The organism is Flavobacteriales bacterium, assembly GCA_020635795.1.
Taxonomy (GTDB): domain Bacteria; phylum Bacteroidota; class Bacteroidia; order Flavobacteriales_E; family Vicingaceae; genus Vicingus.
The window spans coordinates 1,062,483-1,082,517 of sequence record JACJZD010000001.1 but is presented as its reverse complement, the minus strand read 5'-3'; the positions used below and the strand labels follow the sequence as shown (position 1 = coordinate 1,082,517).

The following is a 20,035-nucleotide window of genomic DNA, read 5'->3' as shown; positions in this document are numbered from 1 at the left end:
TAAAAAATTAATTGATTTCAACTGTTAAACCATTTTCTGCCAGAATTTCAGAAATAAACGCCAATTCTTTAAATGCTCCTTTTTTTATGTCACATTTACCTTTAAAATGAACTAACATGGCGCATTGTTCAGCTTGTAAACTATCGTGTCCACAATATTTTACCAGCATATTAATAACATGATCAAAGGTATTTACATCATCGTTATAAAGCACCAACAGTTTAAGTTCTTGATTTTCAATAACAGTGCTTGTTTCTTTTAAGGTTTCGGTATTCATTTATTATGATTTTTTACTAATTCTAACGCTTCACTAACTTCAATTTGTGTGCCATCCTTAAAGGCTATAACTTTTGGCGATTTAATGCCTTCTACCTTCATTTGTAGTTGTAAATCTAACGCCGAAGGATAGTCGGGATACTCGCCCATGGTATAAACTGTTTTGCCATCATTTTGTGTAATAACAATACCACTGTTAGAAAACTTTAAATACACCATCGATTCCTCAACAGGAACTTCGTCGGTATATTCGCCTAGCAATACTTTATAAACAATTTTTAATGCTTTACCCACTTCTGCCTGATTAATGGGTTGTTTTGGTGTTGTTGTATTTGGAGCAGTATTGTTGGTAGATGTTGTATTTGCTGTTGGAGTATTTACTGGAGTTGTAGCATTGTTTGAAGTATTACTTGTAGTTGGTGTTACATTTGAATTGGTAGTAGTATTATTTGTGCTACTTGTTGCTGTATTCGAAATATTAGTTGTATTCCCTGAAGTTTTGGCTTCTTTATTCACATCAACATTATCGTTTCCGTTTAGTGCTACCACCTTAGGATTTTTAACACCTTCTGCCTTCATTTTAGCTCTTTCATCATTAGCAGTATTGTAGTCAGTATATGGTCCCATTGAATAAATGGTTTTTCCATTTTTCTCCTCTATTTTTAATCCCTTACCCGATAATTTCAAGTAAACCGCAGCATCTTCAACAGGAACATCATCGGTATACTCTCCCAATATTAAGGTATATACTATTTTTGAATTGTTACTTGGTGTCGCAACCTTTTCATTTGCTGCAGTATTCGTTGTTTTATTGTTTTCAACTTTAGGATTGCTGTTCGAAGTGGTTACTACATTGTTTTTATCAGCTGCAAAATTAATGGCTTCGTTTACGCCTAATCTATTTCCGTTAGCATAAGCAATTACAAAAGCATCGGTAATTCCCAAGTCAACAATTCTTGCTTTGGCAGCATTCGCTTCATCAAGCGTTGGATAAACTCCAGATGTATATCTGATTAAGCCATTCGTTGTTCTTTCGCTATTTAAAGGAGTTACATTGTTCAACTGCTCGGCAGTAATTGGTCGAGAGTAAACACCCACCTGAACAGTAAAAAATACACCTTTAATTTTGTTTACATCAGTAGAAATACCATCCTCAACCAACTCCACATTGGTTTTTGGTGCTGGTAACGTTTTAGATGTTGTAGAAGTGTTATTTGTATTTGCTGTACTTGTATTATTAGCAGGCTGAGAACTGTTAACTGTTGACATAGAATTATTCTCAGCAACAGTTACAACTCCGGCCATAGCTCTTGCTTCGTTAATATTTATTCTTTTTCCGTTGTAAAACGCCACCACAAAAGCATCAGGGTAACCAATGGTACGAATCGAATTTTTAGCTTCGTTAGCCATGTTAAAGGTATTGAATAAACCTGCGGTGTAACGTGTAATTCCGTTACCAGCATCTTCGGCTGAAATTGGAGCAAAACCAACAAAGTGATCTTGAGGAATTGGGTTTCTAAAAGCTCCAATCTGAACTTTAAACACTAAACCTTCTGGCAATTTAGCTACTGGTATTTTTTTAGTTTCGCTATACGCTGCCTTTTTATTATCAGTTAACACGAAAATTGGTTGGTTTAACACCGTTGGGATTTCATCTACATTGGCAAGATTAGTTTTACTAACTACAGGCTGTGTCGTTTTTTCAGTGTTATTGGTATTTGTAGCTGTTGTTTTATTCTCTTCTACTACATTATTCTCTGCCAATTCTGGTTCTGTAGTTTTAGTTGTGTTATTGTTTACAGGAATGTTAGTATTTGTAGTAGTCGATGTTGTATTTTCTTCTACCACATTGTTCTCTACTAACTCTGGCTCGGTTGTTTTATTAGTTGTACTATTCGAATTTGTAGCTGTTTCAGTAGTATTCTCTTCCGCCATTGTATTTTCAGTCAGCGCTGGCTCTGTTGTATTTGTTGTGTTCGAGTTTGTTTTAACGGTTGAAGTAGTTGAATTCGTATTTTCCTCAACTACGTTATTCTCAGCCAATTCTGGAGCTTTAGTTTCTGTTGTTTTGTTGGTTGTTGTTGTATTTGAAGTGTTATTTTCTGCCAACTCAGGTTGAGATGTTTTTGCTACAGCTGCATTGTTTGCCAAAGCAGTTTTCAAATAGTTGTTATCATAAATAGCTGCTTTTTCAATGGCTTTTATTTGATTAGCTTTTGAATTAGACGCTAAAGCATTATCGGCAGTTTTCGTTTTTTCAAGTGCTTCTATTTCTTTTTGAGTTGCTTTAGCTCTAGTCTCTATTGCTTTAGTTTCGTTATCAGCAATCATGTTATTAAGCTTTTCAATTTGCCCTAACAACTTCGTTTTGCCTTCACCTTGAGCACCTTTTGCCATTGCATTTAAGCTAATCCCCAATGTCTTTTGATCTTCTGCTTCTTCTTGGAACTTATCTGCTTTTATATAATCCACTTCAGCCTCTTTAATCAATCTTCTCGATGCTGTCTTGTTTTCAGTATACGCCTGATATTCAGGAGAATTTTTAAGTTCAGCCAATTCAGTACCAGAAAGACTGTTAATCAACTGTTTATCTTGAGAAGTAAGTTGTTCATTACTTAAAGCTGTTCTATTAGCATTAATGGCTTCAACTGTACTTTTTTCAGTACTAGCCATTTCTTCAGCCGCAGCATAACTTATTTCTGCCTCCTTTCTTAACTGTTTCGCTTTTTCAGTATTGGTGTTTGCTTCAGCAATCAATGCATCTTTATCAGCTTTCTTGGTTACTTTTTGTGAACTATCTTGTAATACAATAGCCATTTTTTCTAATCGTGCAGCTTCATTTTCAGCAGTTTTGGCTTTTGCTATTTCTACATCAGAAGGCATACCTACTTTGCTTGGCTGATAAATTGGAGCAGCGTTAATTGAATTAGCATTACTCGTAGTTGATGTTGTGCTTGTTGTTTTATTTTCAGCAGTATTTGTTGTTGTATTTACTGTATTAGTAGTGCTTGATGTTTTAGCAACGGCATTGTTTTCCTTTGGTAACGAAGCCAATACTTCACTCGCATTTTTGTTTGAATATAGTTCTATTGCTTTACGTTGTTTTTCTATAGCTGTTGCTTCATATTCTTGTGCTTTTAATAACGAAGCTTCTTTTGATGTAAAAGTCGCTGCTGATGCTGCATTCTCTCTTTCTGTTTGAGCCTTATCAAAATAAATATTAGCCTCATCTTCGTTTAACTCTGCTACAGTGGCATTATCACCAGTTGCTGTTGCCGATTTTTTAACAGCAGACAAAGCTGCCTGATTGTTGTAGTACTCTGCTTTGTTAGCTTTAGCTTTAGCACTAGACACTTCAAGTTTTTTGTTTTCAACATCTTCTTTTAAAACAGCCACCTCGTTTAAAGCCTGTTGCTTTTTACTTTCATCTTTTAAGGCATAAGCTGCAGCTGATTTTTGTTCAACAGAGGCATTCAATTGTTTAAGTTCTTCTTCCAACTTAGCAACTTCTTCATATTCTTTTTTGGCTTGTTCAGATGAATATGGGTTTGACGATGATGTTGTAGATGTATTTGAACTAGCAGCAGTATTGTTTGAAGTAGAAGTAGATTTAGTGTTGTTTGATGCTAAAGTACCTTGCTGTTGTTCAATTACAATATTTAAATCTGCTAATTGGTCTGCTAACGCTACTTTTTCGCCATTTAACGCATCTATCCTTTCAGTTATTGCTGGTTTTTCAGATTCAATAGCAAACGAAAGTTGTTCATTTCTTAAGGACAATTCATCATCAATTGCTCGAATCCATTCTTTAGTGATTTTTTGTTTTTCTTTACTTGATGTTAAAGGGTCAACAATATTATCTGCCAAAGTAAATTGATTGTTAAAATCAGTAGTATAATCCTGTACTTCACCATTTGAACTAACTACTTTGTTATTGTATTTACTATAGTCAATTTTACTGTTTACAGAAGTAGTTGATATATTAGGTGTTGTCGCCGTTGTATTTTTATTTTCAGAAGATGATTTTGTAGTTGAAGTATTATTGGCAGTAGTATTTGCAGCAAGATTAGCTTCGTTACCAAGTTTACTGTTGTATATAGCAATAAACTCGTCGTTGTTCGTTTTTTGGTTTTCTAGTTCTGAAATACGATTACTGATAGCTTCCTTTTCTTCTTCATCTTCAGCACTGTTTAACTCTATTTTCTTTAATAAAATTTCTTGCTCATTAGCATTTTTCCATTTCTCATGAACCGCAATTTTAGTAGAAATATCAGTAGGAGTTTCTCCTTCAATGTTAGCTAATTCATTCTCGTAATTCGTAGCATAATCAATAATGTTACCTGAATTGTCCGTAATTACTACACTTGCTGGTTCAATAGCATTTTTAGTAGTTGATGATTTAGATGTTGAAGTTGTAGTAGACTTTGTCGGATTTTCTTCTTGAGCTAACAACAAGTATTTATCAGCTTCTTTTTGTTTTTCCGATTTTAAGCTTTTTAACACTTCTATTCTACTCGTAATTTTGGTTTTATCGTTTAAGCTTTCCGCAGCTTTTAGTTGTTTTTCTTTAATAGCAATTTCTTGATTGATGTCTGAAATCCAATCCTGATTAATTTTTGCCATTTCTAACGATTTTTGATATTCGCTAGGATTATTTTGTGCATCAACCAATTCTGAACTGTGCTTTGAGTTGTAATCAATTATTTTTCCTTCATCAGAAATGATGTTGTACTCATCTTTTAGCGACATTAAATCAACCGACTTTGTACTTGTTGATGAAACAGCAACTTCATCGCTAGGATAAAGCCCAACCAATCCTTGTTTTTCGAAATAAACAATATCGTTATTTAAAGCGGCTTTATCCGGTGCTTTGGTTGAAGTTTGAACATTTGCTTTTTCAACAGTTGCAATGATACCTTGTGCAGAGGCATTTTTACGTTCTAATTCTTTTAACTCTTTTGCTAATGTTTGTTCTTTTTCTGTTTCAACACCTAAATCATACTTCGTATCTTCTAAATCAATTTTTAAAGCATTTACTTCACCTTGCCAAGCTTCTTTCTCCGATTTTTTCGACGATTTATTAATTCGTTCGTTTAAATTATTGATGTTTTCTTGAATTTCAGTTTGTCTATTATTAAGCGCTATAACATTGTTTCTTACTTTACTGTACTCCATTTCGGCTTCAGAAAGTTTATTGTCTAAAACTGTTTTTTCGGTAACCAATGCCGATTCCTTATTGTAAGTGGCATTAGTAATTTCTTCCAGTTTTAAATAACCTGTTTCAGCTTCAGCTCTTTTTCCTGAATTCGCATTTGATGCAATAGCATTACTTAAATCCAAGGTCTTTTTAACATCACTCTCTCTTTCAATAGCTTCACTTTCAATTGATTTTGCAACATCCATTGCTGAAATAGATTCATTAACCAAACCTGCGGCAATGTATTTCAATCGCTCTGCATCTTTCAATGCTAAAGCTTTAGTATTGGCATCTTCCGATTCTGATGCAATTTTTTGTTTTTGTAACGATTGATTTAATGCTTTCTTGGCTTCTGCACTTTTTTGAGCAGCTAAATCATAAGCAAAATTGGCTTGGTTTTTCGATAACTTGGCATTTTCAGCAACTTTATCTGCACTCTTTTTTGCATTATCAGCCAATTGTTGATTAGACATTGAAGCTAAAGATGAAATACCTGTACTAGATGATGTTTTATCCAAGTTCTTTAAAACCTCTTCTTCTGTTAAGTTAACATCCATTTTGGCTTTGTACTTTAATAAATTTTCGACTACCAAAGGGTCAGTAATATCAAATTCATCAGATTCATTAAATAGGTTTTTAACCACCAACTTTTCATTATTGCCCTCACCTACCAATCTTAACTCCTGTTTTAATGCCCTAAAACCTTCTAATGTTGGCAATTCAATTACAGCAGAATGAACAGGCGCGTCATTGGTAGTTTCCACTAAAATTTTAAACTTTCCGCCATTACCGGGAAAAACCAATAAATATTCTCCATTTTCACGGTTGGAAGAAAATACGCCATATTTTCTGTCTTTTTCCACATCCAATATTGAAATGGTTGCTGATTTCATGTTTGGATTGGATTCTGCCAAGAAAAATCCTTTAACAATTGTATTCTCGGCTGGCTGCCTATCAACTTGAACCTTATAAACGGTTAATTCGCCTTGTTTACTAGCACGTGATGATGCAAAATAAGCCAGTTGATTATCAATATCGGAAATAAATAAAATATCGTCGTCGGGTGTGTTTATTGGAAAATCTAAATTTTCTGGAAAAGTCCACTCACCTGTAGTTGGGTCAAGAGTAGATTTAAAAATATCATAGCCTCCCATACTATTGTATCCTTTTGAACTAAAGTATAAAGTTCTCCCATCAGGATGTAAGAATGGATAATCTTCGTCGAAATTGGTATTGATTTTTGGAAATGGTGCTGGTTTACTCCATTCTCCATTTGGTAGTTTGGTTACTTTATAGATGTCTTTTCCACTTTTTCCATCATTACCAAAAGATGAGAACACCACCATGGTTGGTTTATCTCCTAAATGGATAATACTGTATTCTTTGTTTTTAATATCTAACTTGGTTTTAAATTCATCAGGCTTAACAATAATTTTTCCTCCTATTCCTCTTAAATCATAACTTCTAAAAAATTCTGATGCTTTGATTTCCTTTTTTGAAAGCACCCCTATATCGGTCATACTTTTCAATAAAGTAACTCCATTACGGCACATCTCAATTTTTCTATCCACCTGAAAATCCTGAATATCTTTAGGTGTTCCTTTTTCTTTGAATTTTTTGTAATTAACTTCGGCTTCAGAAAAACGATACTCATGGTGCAATGCTAAACCTAAAAAATAAAAAGCTTGTGGATTAACATTGGGCTTACCTGCAGCGAATGTCAAATATTTTAGAGCTTCTTCCTTTTCTCTATTTCCAAAAAAATAAGAAGCACCGTATTTATAATTATACTCTGGATCTTTTGGATATAAGCTTAAAAGCTGAGAATAAAGTGGTAATGCTTCGATATAATTTTCTTCATCAAAAAAGGTTTGTGCCGCCTTTTTTAATTCATCTTGAGATGCATATTGTGCATTAACATTAGTGAAAACCAACATCATTGCAAATAGCAAGAAAATTATTTTATAATAAGTTGTTTTTAAAATCATTGAATGATTAAATCAATTGCGAATTTACGAATATAATATATTGATGCAAAAAACATGATTTTCACTAAATTAATCGTCAAATTTTCTAACAAAATCTATTTTTTTCTTTTCTGATGAATACATAAATTGATAAGGCTCTTGTCCTTTTTCTGCCTTTGCTTTTCGTTTATCAGGTTTTGTTTCTTGAATTATGGTATTAAAATCGGCATCAGAAGATATGGCTTGCAACATCCCTCTGGTATAATTAAAGAAATACCAATTGTTTTTATCAATTTCTAGGTAAATATTTAAAATATCGCCCGATCGTTTTTTAACAATTTCAATTTTTCCTTCAACATATTTGTTTACTTGCTCTTTGCCAATATTACTTATACCAATTTTACTGAACGATTTGTAACGCTTATTTACATCGTCCCACTTAAATTTAATATCATTAAAAACTAATGCTTTCCTAAGTTCATCTGGCAATTTTTTAAATTCGCCATATAAGTTAGCTTGAGCTATTAATTTATCTGCCTCTACTTTACCTATTACTTCTCTCAATCCTTTTTCAAAGGTTGGTCTATCCAATTTTGCTGGGTCTAAGGCACTAGCTTGTTGTAGTTTTTTCGACATATTACGAAGGGCGTCTTCATTAAAAAAGAAATCGATTAACATCACTAAATCAAAAATAGCTTCATTGTCAATTAAATTTTGTTGAACAACACCAGCAGAATTAACTTGAACCTGACCCAAATCAGCACTCAAATTAACATTACCTTCTGCATAAGCTTTACAATTTTTAGTGTTTATGCTTAAATAATTACCTCCAAACGACATCTCTTGTAACTTGTCTTTATTGGATATTTTGTATTCGCTATTTTCTTTATCGTAATGTAAAAATCCAGTTGCACGAATAACTTCTAAATGACTGTATTTCTTTTTATTATTAACAAACGAAGTATAAATCCCTAACGAATCTGGACTAGAAAAAATACTTGCATACAATGGGTTTTTATTTACATCAGCAGTATTTGTATCAATAGGAATATAAATATCATTTGGATTAATTTGTGATTCAAATGTAAACCAGTCTCTAGGAATCAAGTTACAATCGTGCAAAATTCTACCTCTTCCATCAAACGTTAAGAATTCGTTATTAGCAAACAATTTAACTTTACCTTCATATTCATAAAAGGGACTCAATTTGAATTTAGCTGTATCAGCTATTTGACCTGTAGCATAAGTTTGTCCAGTAGTATCTACTCCAATATTTTCTAAATAAATAGTTTGAGTAGCAGAGAGTTCATCAGTGTAATCAATATTACCTGTACCAGCATATTTCCGTTTACCAAATACATTAACTGTTGCCCCATAAATATGATGATTTTGAGTTACATAACTGGCTACAATTTTAGCATTGTTTAATGTTCTCATTTTAGCCTGCTTTTCAACCACAATCTTACCACTATCTGGATAAAGCATGGCATCAGCTACATTCATGTATTTAACTTCTTCGGCAGAAATTATTTTTTTCTTTAAATCATAAGTAGCTTTTGAAGAGAAAAAACTTAACGAGTCTTGTTGAGGATGAACTGATATGAATTGTGCTCCATCTAATTTAACACCACTTGCATCCGTAGTTTTTTGCTCTCCAGCACTTAATTCAATACCATCTGTATCCATCAACCATTTAAATTCTTCCATAAAACAGATGTATTGATTTTGTGGAAACTCAATAAACGACCCTCCTCCGTTAGATTTAAACTGTCCAAAACGTTCTTTAAAGCTTACATAAGCACTTACATTTGTTGTGGCAAACGTTAATTCCCCAGCTAACTCAGCATCTTTTAATCTAAAATTAGCAGTATCAGCACTAAAGTCATCAAATTTAAACGCAATACTTTTTGATTCTAACTCTGCTTTTTCAAATTCAAATGTACCATTTCCGTACAATCCGTCTGGTTGTATTCTGGTTTGTCCGTGCATTACCGATTTCATGTCGTACATTTTAATGGGATCGGTAATTTGTTTGTGCAACATATAATCTTTTTTAGGAAACCAAGTTGTTTTAACATTAACTCCTTCAACAGGAGGAAATTCAACTTCAACTGGACTCTCTTCAACACTATAACTTTGAGCTACTGCAATCATTGAATCGGGTAAGAAAATAAATTCATTTGACAAAGTGGTTGAAGCTACGTATTTTAGCACACCATCACCTTTTAAACCATCATGACTCATTCTTATTTCATTGGTAAAATTTCCTTTACCACCATACATTGGGTAACCTCCTGGAGGAGTTTTTCTAATAAACCCTAAAGAGTGGTCTGCTTGCAGGGTTAAGGTTTCTTCAAAATCAGGGAAAATTCCAGCAGACTGTAATGTTCCATCAAAACGTAAAGATGCATTTGTGAAGTTATCTAAACTGTCGATGGTAAAAGGTTTAACCTGAAAATAAAAATTGTCTCTTTTATAGGCTCCTCCTTGAATAGATGACCTATCATAAAACACATACGACTCGTTAAAACTGTTGAGTATTGGATATTCTGCAAAAGGTTTTACACCTGATTTATTATTGGGTTTATCAATCAACAAATCACCATTAATTTTATTAATTACTGTTTTAACTGGTTGTATGATTGGTTTTCCATAATCGTCAGTTTGTCCTGTCTCGGCATAAATTCTTAACGAATCTACATTAGGCATGTTAATTTTAAATTCATCGTATTTAAATGAAAAATTACTTCCCATGATATCAAATCGACCAGCTTGTACAACCCCACTAAAATCAAAATCTCTATTTTTCTTTAAAACAAGCTCTCTCTTATCAGGGTAAATGGTTACTTGCTGTGAATCACTCAAGTGAATACTATTTACACCTCGCAGTGTTAAATCGTAGTTTAATAAACTTAATGTTCCGTTTGAAGCTCCTTGAATGTTAGAGAAAAATCCAATAACATCGTAATCCAATCTACCAGCACTAGACTTCACCCAATTCAGTAATTTTTCTTTAACCACAAAATTTAAATTATCATAGTCGAACAAAACAAACCCTGCATAAGACAAGTTGAGCAATAACGATATACATTGATCTTTCGATAACCGCATAAAATTTGACATCTGCTCTACTGTTAAAAAGGTGGTGTCAAATTTTTGAACCATACTCTTCACTAAATACAAGGGGTTCTGGTCAGAAAGCCCAGTCATATCATTATATATATTTAAGTTAAAAAAGTTAGATGATGAAAACGAAGCATCTGTTTTTGTTCCTCCTACCAAGTTACCAAATTGCATTAATGGGTCTTCCAGATTCCAAGTTAACATTTCAAAATCCATATCAACTTCGTGGTACGAATTATAATAAGGCGTTATTTTTATTCCTTGATTATCTCTAATCAAGGTTACTCTTCTTTCATCAATAAAAAACTTAAACGACAAGCCTGGATGATAAATAGAATCTCCTTTTAAATAAATGGTGGCTGACGATATTTCTGAAACAATTTTTTCGGGGCGAATACTAAATGCTTTTGACCCTATTTTAACAAAGGGCATATCATTTTTATAGAAAACCAAATAAGCATCTTGTTCTTGATCACCCCTACCTATAACCTTTCTTCCATGCATACCAAAACCACCAATATAATCTACACCTTTGGCAATGTTTTTTATTTGCAATCGCTTCTCATAGGAGTCAAACCGAGGGTAAGAAGCTTTGTCAAAGGTTATTCCTGCAAGTACTTTTTCTTCTAATTTACCCTTTAATGGTTTTTGAAAGTGTAGGTAATCATAAAAAACAACATTTTCGATTTCATAAGCAGGTGTTTTAAATGAGATTACATAATCATTAATTTCTGCATAAACAGAATCTTTTGAGTATTCAGCACGTTCCCAAGTAACCTTACCACCTACACCAACCCATTTGTTTTCGGTTGGATAATAAATTCCTTTTGTATTATAAATGGTAGAACTATCACCTTTTGAATAACAAATTAGATTTAAAGCTGAAAATTCAATGGTGGGTAAACTATCGTAACCAAACTTATAATTATTGTTACTAGACTTCCAAACATTTGCGGCAGATTTATATAATGCTCCCTCTTCAAATAAGGAGTTACAAGACTCTAAGTAATCAGAAAACCTATTTTTATCTTTATCGTCAACTACTTTTGCTAAAATACTTTGCCATTCATCAAAACTCTCTGCGGTTTGATACTTACTATTTACAAATTTTGAAATGGTAAACAAATAATTTCTGAAATCTGGAAATGCTTTTTTCTTTCTATTCAACATTAAGTTAGCTATCATATATACTCCTTGTCGTTGATCTTCAGTAAATTTTCCACCAAACCAATCCCACGAAAACTCATCCATAACCAATTTTCCATCTTCCTTACGCGAAACGGTTAAAAACTCCTCCATTTCATGAAAGAATGCAGAGGAATCGGATGAGAATTGTTTAATCTTAGTTTGTGAGAAACTAGAAATTGTTGTGATTAAAAATGTGAATGCGATAAGGTATTTAAACATAATTTAATTTGTTAAATGTAAAAGTGTCCAATCGTTTTTTGAATGCTGGTCGATTAAGGTCAATCCATATTTATTTGCTGTTTCAATTAAAATAGCTGCATCCGAACTAAAAAACCCGCTCAATAATAGATGTCCATTATTATTCAAAGAATTGGCATAGTTTTTTAAATCTTGTAATAATATATTCCTATTAATGTTAGCAATAATTATGTCGAACTTTTTATCTTGAATACATTCTGCTCCGCCTTTTAAAACTTCAATTTTAGAACATTTGTTTTTAACTAAATTGTCCAATGTGTTCTCATAGGCCCAATCATCAATATCTACAGCAAGTATTTTATCTGCATTTTTCTGCTCTGCTAAAATAGCTAAAACCCCAGTACCACATCCCATATCTAAAACCTTCTTGTTGTTTAAATCCATTTTTAACAACTCTTGTATCATTAAAAAGGTGGTTTCGTGATGACCGGTACCAAACGACATTTTTGGCTCAATAATAATATCAAATTCAATGTTTTTGGGAACTTCATGAAATGGTGCTCTAACCATACACGTGTCGTTTACATTTATTGGTTCAAAGCTTTGTTCCCAAACTTCATTCCAATTTTGATCCTCTATAAGAGTTTTAACATAATTTACTTTAAAATCAGTATGATTAAACGCACTTAAATTTTTCATTAATTCTTCATCAAAAAATGGCTCTTGTATGTATGCATCTACACCATGTTCAGATTCTACAAAACTTTCAAACCCAATTTCTCCTAATTCAGCTACTACAATATCTCTTGCAATAACTGTAGGGTCTATTTTCAGCTTAACTTCTATATAATTCATCGATACTTATTAATAATCATAAAAAAACAAAAAAATCCTAGAAAAAACTAATTAATTGAATGTTGATTTTAACATTTTTTAGCTTGTCGTACTAGTTTTCATCCATTAACTTTAACTCATGAAAATTAAGATATTTCTTTCATTTATTACTTTTCTGTTAACTCAACTTATTTCTGGGCAAACAACCGACACCACCGTCAGTTATATTTTAAGTGGTGTGGTTGTTAATGGAGAAACTAACGAGTTACTTGTTGGAGCACATTTACTTAGCGCTAATCAATTTGGAACTAAAACAGATGAGACCGGTACTTTTTCTATTACCGTTTTACCAAACGACACATTAACCATATCGTATATTGGTTACAAAAACTTGACTTATGTTTCTCCACAACAAAACAGTGGGAAATACCTGATAAAATTTAAATTATATACCGACTCCATTACACTTCAAGAGGTTGAAATTTTCCCTTGGCCAACCTACGATGAGTTTAAAAAAGCTTTTGCAGAATTAAAAGAACATGAACCCGAAATAAAAATGGAGGGTGTAAAAATGTATCAGGATAGGAATATAAATCCAATGGAATTTACCATGCTACACATTTTAACAAACCCTATTTCATTAATCTACGACAAGCTCTTAGACAAAAAGGCAAAACAACGAAGACGTATTGAAAGAAGAAGAGAAACAATAAAAGATGCTTCGTTTATTGATGATTAAATTTATACTGCATTCCAGATTAAATTAAAATTTTTGTTATAAATTTAACTTTATTCATTTTTTTTTGTAGATTTGATGTGAACACTTATTTATCACCAAAAACATGAAAGCTACCCATATTTTAGTAGAAGAAATTATAAAAAAATCGCCATTTTTAGAAGAAGCTCTGGCAGAAGGAATTATAAACCTCTCTTCTTTATCAAGACAAATTAAACCAGAAATTGACGAGCTAACAAAAAAGGATGTTCAAATTGGAGCTATTGTTATGGCTTTAAAAAGACTATCTCCTAAGTTTGACCCTAACTTAAAAATTAAGGTGAAAAAGGTTATCAATAAATTAGGCGATATAACAGTACGTTCAAGAATTACCTATTATACGTTTAAAAATTCAGAAACTATTGTTGATAGACAAGCTGATTTATTAAAAAAAATAAAGGGAAAAAAAGATACTTTTTTTGCTTTCTCTCAAGGCGTTTACGAAACCACCATTATTTTAAGTGATTCTGAACATGATGATGTTGACTCCATCTTTAAAAATGAAACACTTATTCAAGAAACAAAAGGGTTGTCATCATTAACTATAAAATTACCAAGTGAAAATGCCGATGTTTCTGGTATTTATTATTTTATATTGAAGAAAATAGCTTGGGAAGGCATTAATATTTTAGACATCATCTCTACCATGCATGAATTTACCATTGTTGTTGATGATGATAGTATTGACAGGGCTTTTACTATTTTAAAGAATTTAAATAAAGGTTAAATTTTAATTTTAGTTTAAAAAAAAGGTCGTCTAAAATATTAGACGACCTTTTTTTATTGTCTTAGTTTATTAAAATTATGCTTTTAAATAACCCAGTATTTTATCAACACTATCTTTAGCATCGCCATAAAGCATATCTGAATTGGATTTATAGAATAAAGGATTATCTTCTCCTGAATAACCTGCTGACATAGAACGTTTCATAATAATAACTTTTTCAGCCTTCCAAACTTCTATTACGGGCATTCCATAAATAGAACTAGCTGGGTCGTCTTGAGCACTTGGATTAACAACATCGTTTGCACCAATCACCATTACCACATCTGTGCTTGGCATATCATCATTAATTTCGTCCATTTCCATAACAATGTCATACGGTACATTAGCTTCTGCTAACAATACGTTCATGTGTCCTGGTAAACGACCTGCAACAGGGTGAATAGCAAACCGTACATTTTTTCCAGCCTTACGTAATATTTGAACCATTTCGTAAATTGGATATTGTGCTTTTGCCACGGCCATACCATAACCAGGAACAATAACAACCGATTTTGCTTCTTTTAGCAATCCTGCAACTTCTTCATGATTTAACGCTGTAACTTCACCTTCAATTGCTTTTGCTTCTCCTTTAGGTGCATTTCCAAACCCACCTAAAATTACAGAGATAAAAGAGCGGTTCATTGCGTGACACATGTGGATGGAAAGAATTGCTCCTGAACTACCAACTAAAGCACCAGTAACAATTAATAAATCGTTTCCTAACATAAATCCTGCCGCAGATGCTGCCCATCCAGAATATGAATTAAGCATACTTACTACCACTGGCATATCTCCTCCTCCAATTGCCATCACTAACATTATTCCAATAAATGATGCTATTGCTGTCATGATGTACAAATGAAGCATACCATCTGTTCCTTCTGCCATTGCAAACATAACACCTAACACAACACACACCAACAATAAAATAACATTTACAGCATGTCTGCCTGGATAAATTAATGCCTTACTACCTATCTTCCCTTCTAATTTTCCCCAAGCAATAATTGACCCAGTAAAAGTTATAGCTCCAATAAAAATACCTACAAAAACTTCAACCAAATGAATAGAATGTGCTGCTCCATGTAGCGTTTGTGTTTCAGGATCTAAATAAGAACCAAAACCTACTAAAACCGCAGCCAACCCAACAAAGCTATGTAAAATAGCTACTAACTGAGGCATTGAGGTCATTTCTACTTTACGAGCAAGCATTAAACCTATTACAGATGCAATAGCAATTGCCGACACAATATAAACTTGTCCAGCAACACCTTGTCCAAGTACAGTAGCAATAATAGCTATAGCCATACCTACAATACCATAAAACACACCGCGTTTAGCAGATTCTTGTGAAGACAATCCTCCTAAACTTAATATAAACAGAATACTTGCAAATAAATACGCTGCTGTTTGAATTCCTATTCCTATCATTTTACTTTATTTTTTAAACATTTTCAACATTCTATGAGTAACAACAAATCCTCCAACAATATTAATGCTGGCAACCAATATGGCTATAAAAGCCAATATGGTCATTGGGTTCATTATATCATCTGTGGTTTGTAATAATCCTCCAACTACAATAATTCCACTAATAGCATTGGTAACCGCCATTAAAGGTGTGTGTAATGAATGTGCCACATTAGTAATTAATTGCCATCCAACAAATACCGCTAAAATAAATACGGTAAAGTGCTGAATAAATTCTGATGGTGCATAACGACCAACTAAAAATAACAATGCTCCAACTACTCCTAAAGTAATTACCATTGAAATAGCAGCCTTTTTTGATTTTTGTGCTTCAGAAGCTCTAACTTCCTCAGCTGTAGGTGGAACAACTTTAACTGTACCTCCTGCTGTTGGGCTAACAGGTAGTGGTTTTGCTGGCCAATTGATAGCACCATTATATGTTACCATTGCTCTAGAAACCACATCATCTTCCATGTTAATGTTAAAGCCTTCTGCTTTACCCATATCATCTAACAAATGACAAAGGTTGTTTCCATATAATTGAGATGCTTGATTAGGGAGCTGATCTAATTTACCTAGAATCGTTACACCATTTTCTGTCGTATAAACTTCGTCGTTTTTTGTCAACACACAGTTACCTCCAGTTGATGCTGCTAAATCAACAATCACTGAACCAGGTTTCATGGCAGCAACATGATAATCCAATATTAACTTTGGAGCCTCTCGACCTGGTATTTGTGCGGTAGATATGATAATATCAACTTCCTTAGCTTGTTCTAAGAACAATGCCATTTCAGCATCAATAAATTCTTGACTCATCACTTTTGAGTAACCTGATGATGTTGCTCCATCTTCTTCAATATCTACTGTTAAGAATGTTGCTCCCATCGACTCGATTTGCTCTGCTACTTCTTTTCTAGTATCAAATGCTCTAACAATAGCTCCTAAAGAATTAGCAGCTCCAATTGCAGCCAAACCAGCTACACCTGCACCAATAACCAATACTTTAGCTGGATCTACTTTTCCTGCTGCGGTTATTTGTCCGTTTAAAAAACGTCCGAAATGAAAAGCACCTTCAACAACAGCTCTATAACCAGCAATGTTTGCCATAGATGATAACACATCCATTTTTTGAGCTCTTGAAATACGAGGAATCGCATCCATAGCAACGGCATTCACTTTTTTATCGGCTAATTTTTGAAGCAAGTCTGGGTTTTGCGCTGGCCATAAATAGCTCAACAAAACCAATCCTTCTTTCATCATATCAACCTCTTCGGTACTAGGTTCTTTAACTTTTAAAACAATATCTGAACTCCCGTAGATTTCAGCTGCAGTTTGAACAATGTGTGCTCCTGCTTCTTCAAACGCTTGGTTTGAATAGTTTGCTTTAGCACCAGCATTGTTTTGAATATACACATCAAAACCTTGTTTTTTTAGTCGCAGCACTGTTTTTGGAGTAGCTGCTACTCTTAATTCTTTTTGGGAAATTTCGGCTGGAATACCAACTTTCATAAGTTATAAATTTTAAGTTTATAATTTTTCATGCTTAATTCAACTATAAATCAGACACTTAAGCTAAACAGTTCTAAGTATCACGCACTCAACGAAATTATCAATAAATCATTAACTATCAAACAAAAAAAGCAATGAAGTTATCATTGCTTTTTGTATCGTAAATTAATTAAACTATTTATAGTCTTTTGCCCAATTGTTTAGTTCAGCTTCCGACCATAAGCCTGGAAAGAAAACTCTTTTTTGATACATGGGGTGTAAATATTTTTTCCAATCGCTACCTCCTGTTGCTTCAATAACTTTACTTCCATTATCTAAATATTGCTCGGCTGCACGTAAATGAACCAATGGCCACTTAATGTTAAATTCTATATCTAAATCTTTTAGTGCTTGAATTAATGTTGGGTTGTTTTTTTCAGAAGCAGGCATTGCCACATATTTTTGCCAAATGTTTTTGGTTTTGTATTCGTTTGCCATGTCAATAAACTTATCCAAGTATTTCTCTTCAAACAAATTTAATAAATACGATTTTTTTCCTGTCTTATGATCCTTGCCTGCTGCTTGCCAATAAATGTTTTCGAACAAAAATGCCATATCGTAATTGGCTGGTAAATTGTTTTTGATTCTTGTGTCAGCTAAGTTTACGATATCAGTAGCATAAATTTCGGCAAACCTAAATGACGCACACTGAAAACCACTTGCTGGAGTTAGTGAAAAGCGAAACTCGTTATACTGATTTGGGTCCATTCCTAAACGCATCACATCAAATGAATTTGCCAACATTTGTATGTAACGATTCATTCGTCCTAATTTCTCAATAAAATAATCGGCAGTAATATCGGCTTTGTTACATACTTGATGCATTTCATGCGTCATCATGTTTAACAACAACTCAGTTACCTGATGATACATGATAAAAACCATTTCATCTGGATAATCGGTACGAGGTTTTTGCAGACTCAACAACGATTCTACTTCAATATAATCCCAATAATTGATAGGTTTTGCATACAATAACCCTTTAAAAAAAGCATCTGGGTCTAAGCCCATTTTTGTATACTTTTCATTTATTTTTTCAATCAACTCGTTTTGGTTGCTCATAAAAATCTGTTTTAAATGTTTTTCAATAGTACAACTTTAAAGGAATAATACCATTGACTTTTGTCATGATTATACAAAAATGTAATTTTTATGGCAGATTGCCAACAAATAATTTAGGATTTTAACTAATGAGTTTATTCTCCAGTTAAGGTAAACAGACTACTACAACGGTTGTAAATTAAATCGTCTAATTCGAGCATACTAGCTAAAACCAACTGCGAATAATTTTGAGAAGCATTTCTGAACCCTCCAGCTTCTGTTTGCCACATGGTAACAATAAGGTTCATGTCGCCATTTTCTGGATTAATAACATCCATTACTTTACGAACATTACCAGCTCCAGCATGGTACACATGCATAACCATTAACCTGTACCAAATATCCGTTGGATTATATACTATACAATGGTCGTCTAATATTTTGTTTAATTCAGGAATACAAATGGTTCGAATTAACTTTGCGGCAGCCCAAGCCGACTTATCAAAATCTTTTCGCTCATCTTCATATCTATTTACTTTTAATCCCATATTGATAGCCACTCCTTTCATAATTTGAAAAGAGCCATAAGCTCCAACATTTGATTTTTGTAATTTATTTGGACTTTCAATCAACAATATGGCTTGTGCATAAAAGGGGTCAACTTTATTTGCTTTAAAAATTTCTATTCCTTTTGAGATGGATGGCATGACATTATCGAAATCGTAAAAGAATTTTTTACCCGAGGTACAATAAATTTTTTCTTCTGCTGGTAACAAATAATAATTTCGAACACTATCTCTAAATAAATCTTTTTCTAAATCAGATTGTTTGTTCCAATCTTTTAACGCCACTTTTTTAATGATTTGACGAGTTGAACTTACATTAATTAAGGCCGAATCGTGCGACATGTTCATTAATGACCTCCAAAAACTTGGCTGACTTAATGTGTCCCAACGCTCTGCATAAAGCTGATGTGTTTTGATGAAATTATAATCAACAGAATCGTTTAAGCCAGTAACAGTCATCACTTCCACCTTTTCCACATACGGATTATAGAAGGATGCTGTAAGCACCAAAAATAAAATGAGTAGGCTATTAACGATGTATTTTTTCATTTATGTTGTTTTTGATTACTGAGGTTTAAATTAACGAAAAATACCTGAAAATGTTACGTATTGGGCATTTTAACTTATTAACACACTATTCTTAATTAAATTTAAGTATGGTTTTGGTAGAAAAACTTCGACAAGCTCAGTTTGACTAAAAACTAATCGGTGGAGTTTCGTTTTACCAACAAATAAAAATCGTTTTCGATAGGCAGGTAACCTTGATTGTAGCAAAAATAATAGATGTCGCCTGCTTTGGTTTTAAGTATTGTGGTAAATAAATTAAAGTCAAAACCTTTGTTTAACAACTGTTTTTTAGGTACCGTACATTTTTCGGTAGGATTTAGCTCTTCAAGAATACGCCAATTTTTACGTAATTGATTGTTGGTGTTCCGAATCAAGTTTACCGAATCTTTGTTTACTTGGTTGTTGTAAGTGTTACGACAAGCATCGGAGCAGAATTTTTTATCTACCCTACCCTTTACTGGTTCACCACATTCTAAGCATACTTTTTTATCCATGATATGTTGTATTTAAATTCAA

The 20,035-nt window shown here is 33.1% G+C and carries 11 protein-coding genes; 2 read left to right on the top strand and 9 right to left on the bottom strand.

The window, feature by feature from the left end; all coding sequences use genetic code 11:
• Nucleotides 1–7: 7 nt before the first annotated feature.
• The 4 genes from H6589_04725 to prmA form a co-directional block, all read right to left on the bottom strand.
• A complete protein-coding gene (locus H6589_04725) occupies nucleotides 8–277 on the bottom strand; it encodes an ATP-dependent Clp protease adaptor ClpS (GenBank protein ID MCB9173893.1) in 270 nt (89 codons plus the stop codon).
• On the bottom strand, nucleotides 274–7,461 hold the full coding sequence (locus tag H6589_04720) for a PD40 domain-containing protein (protein MCB9173892.1): 7,188 nt from the start codon (nucleotides 7,459–7,461) through the stop codon (nucleotides 274–276). Before H6589_04720 ends, H6589_04725 begins: the two co-directional genes overlap by 4 nt.
• A 69-nt stretch (nucleotides 7,462–7,530) precedes the next feature.
• Nucleotides 7,531–11,970 carry a hypothetical protein gene (locus H6589_04715; GenBank protein ID MCB9173891.1) on the bottom strand — a complete coding sequence of 1,480 codons (4,440 nt, stop codon included), beginning with the start codon at nucleotides 11,968–11,970 and terminating at the stop codon, nucleotides 7,531–7,533.
• A gap of 3 nt (nucleotides 11,971–11,973) precedes the next feature.
• Nucleotides 11,974–12,804 (bottom strand): 50S ribosomal protein L11 methyltransferase, encoded by an 831-nt coding sequence (prmA, locus tag H6589_04710; protein MCB9173890.1) that lies wholly within the window; start codon nucleotides 12,802–12,804, stop codon nucleotides 11,974–11,976.
• 118 nt (nucleotides 12,805–12,922) lie between these two features.
• On the opposite strand from prmA, the gene H6589_04705 reads away from it, so the two are divergent.
• Together H6589_04705 and H6589_04700 are read left to right on the top strand one after the other, a co-directional pair.
• Nucleotides 12,923–13,522, top strand: coding sequence for a carboxypeptidase-like regulatory domain-containing protein (locus tag H6589_04705; protein MCB9173889.1), 600 nt, complete (start codon nucleotides 12,923–12,925; stop codon nucleotides 13,520–13,522).
• A gap of 103 nt (nucleotides 13,523–13,625) precedes the next feature.
• Nucleotides 13,626–14,285 (top strand): aspartate kinase, encoded by a 660-nt coding sequence (locus H6589_04700; GenBank protein ID MCB9173888.1) that lies wholly within the window; start codon nucleotides 13,626–13,628, stop codon nucleotides 14,283–14,285.
• Nucleotides 14,286–14,360: 75 nt separating this feature from the next.
• Here the strand turns inward: H6589_04700 and H6589_04695 are convergent, their stop codons facing one another.
• The 5 genes from H6589_04695 to H6589_04675 form a co-directional block, all read right to left on the bottom strand.
• Entirely contained in the window at nucleotides 14,361–15,752 is a 1,392-nt protein-coding gene (locus H6589_04695; GenBank protein ID MCB9173887.1) for an NAD(P)(+) transhydrogenase (Re/Si-specific) subunit beta, read from the bottom strand.
• Between the two features lie 9 nt (nucleotides 15,753–15,761).
• Nucleotides 15,762–17,306, bottom strand: a complete 1,545-nt coding sequence (locus H6589_04690) for a Re/Si-specific NAD(P)(+) transhydrogenase subunit alpha (GenBank protein ID MCB9173886.1) — start codon at nucleotides 17,304–17,306, stop codon at nucleotides 15,762–15,764.
• 174 nt (nucleotides 17,307–17,480) lie between these two features.
• Nucleotides 17,481–18,407: a tryptophan 2,3-dioxygenase gene (locus H6589_04685; protein ID MCB9173885.1), complete on the bottom strand. Its 927-nt coding sequence runs from the start codon at nucleotides 18,405–18,407 to the stop codon at nucleotides 17,481–17,483.
• A gap of 134 nt (nucleotides 18,408–18,541) precedes the next feature.
• On the bottom strand, nucleotides 18,542–19,501 hold the full coding sequence (locus H6589_04680) for a transglycosylase SLT domain-containing protein (GenBank protein MCB9173884.1): 960 nt from the start codon (nucleotides 19,499–19,501) through the stop codon (nucleotides 18,542–18,544).
• Nucleotides 19,502–19,653: 152 nt separating this feature from the next.
• A complete protein-coding gene (locus H6589_04675) occupies nucleotides 19,654–20,013 on the bottom strand; it encodes a hypothetical protein (protein MCB9173883.1) in 360 nt (119 codons plus the stop codon).
• Nucleotides 20,014–20,035: the final 22 nt, after the last annotated feature.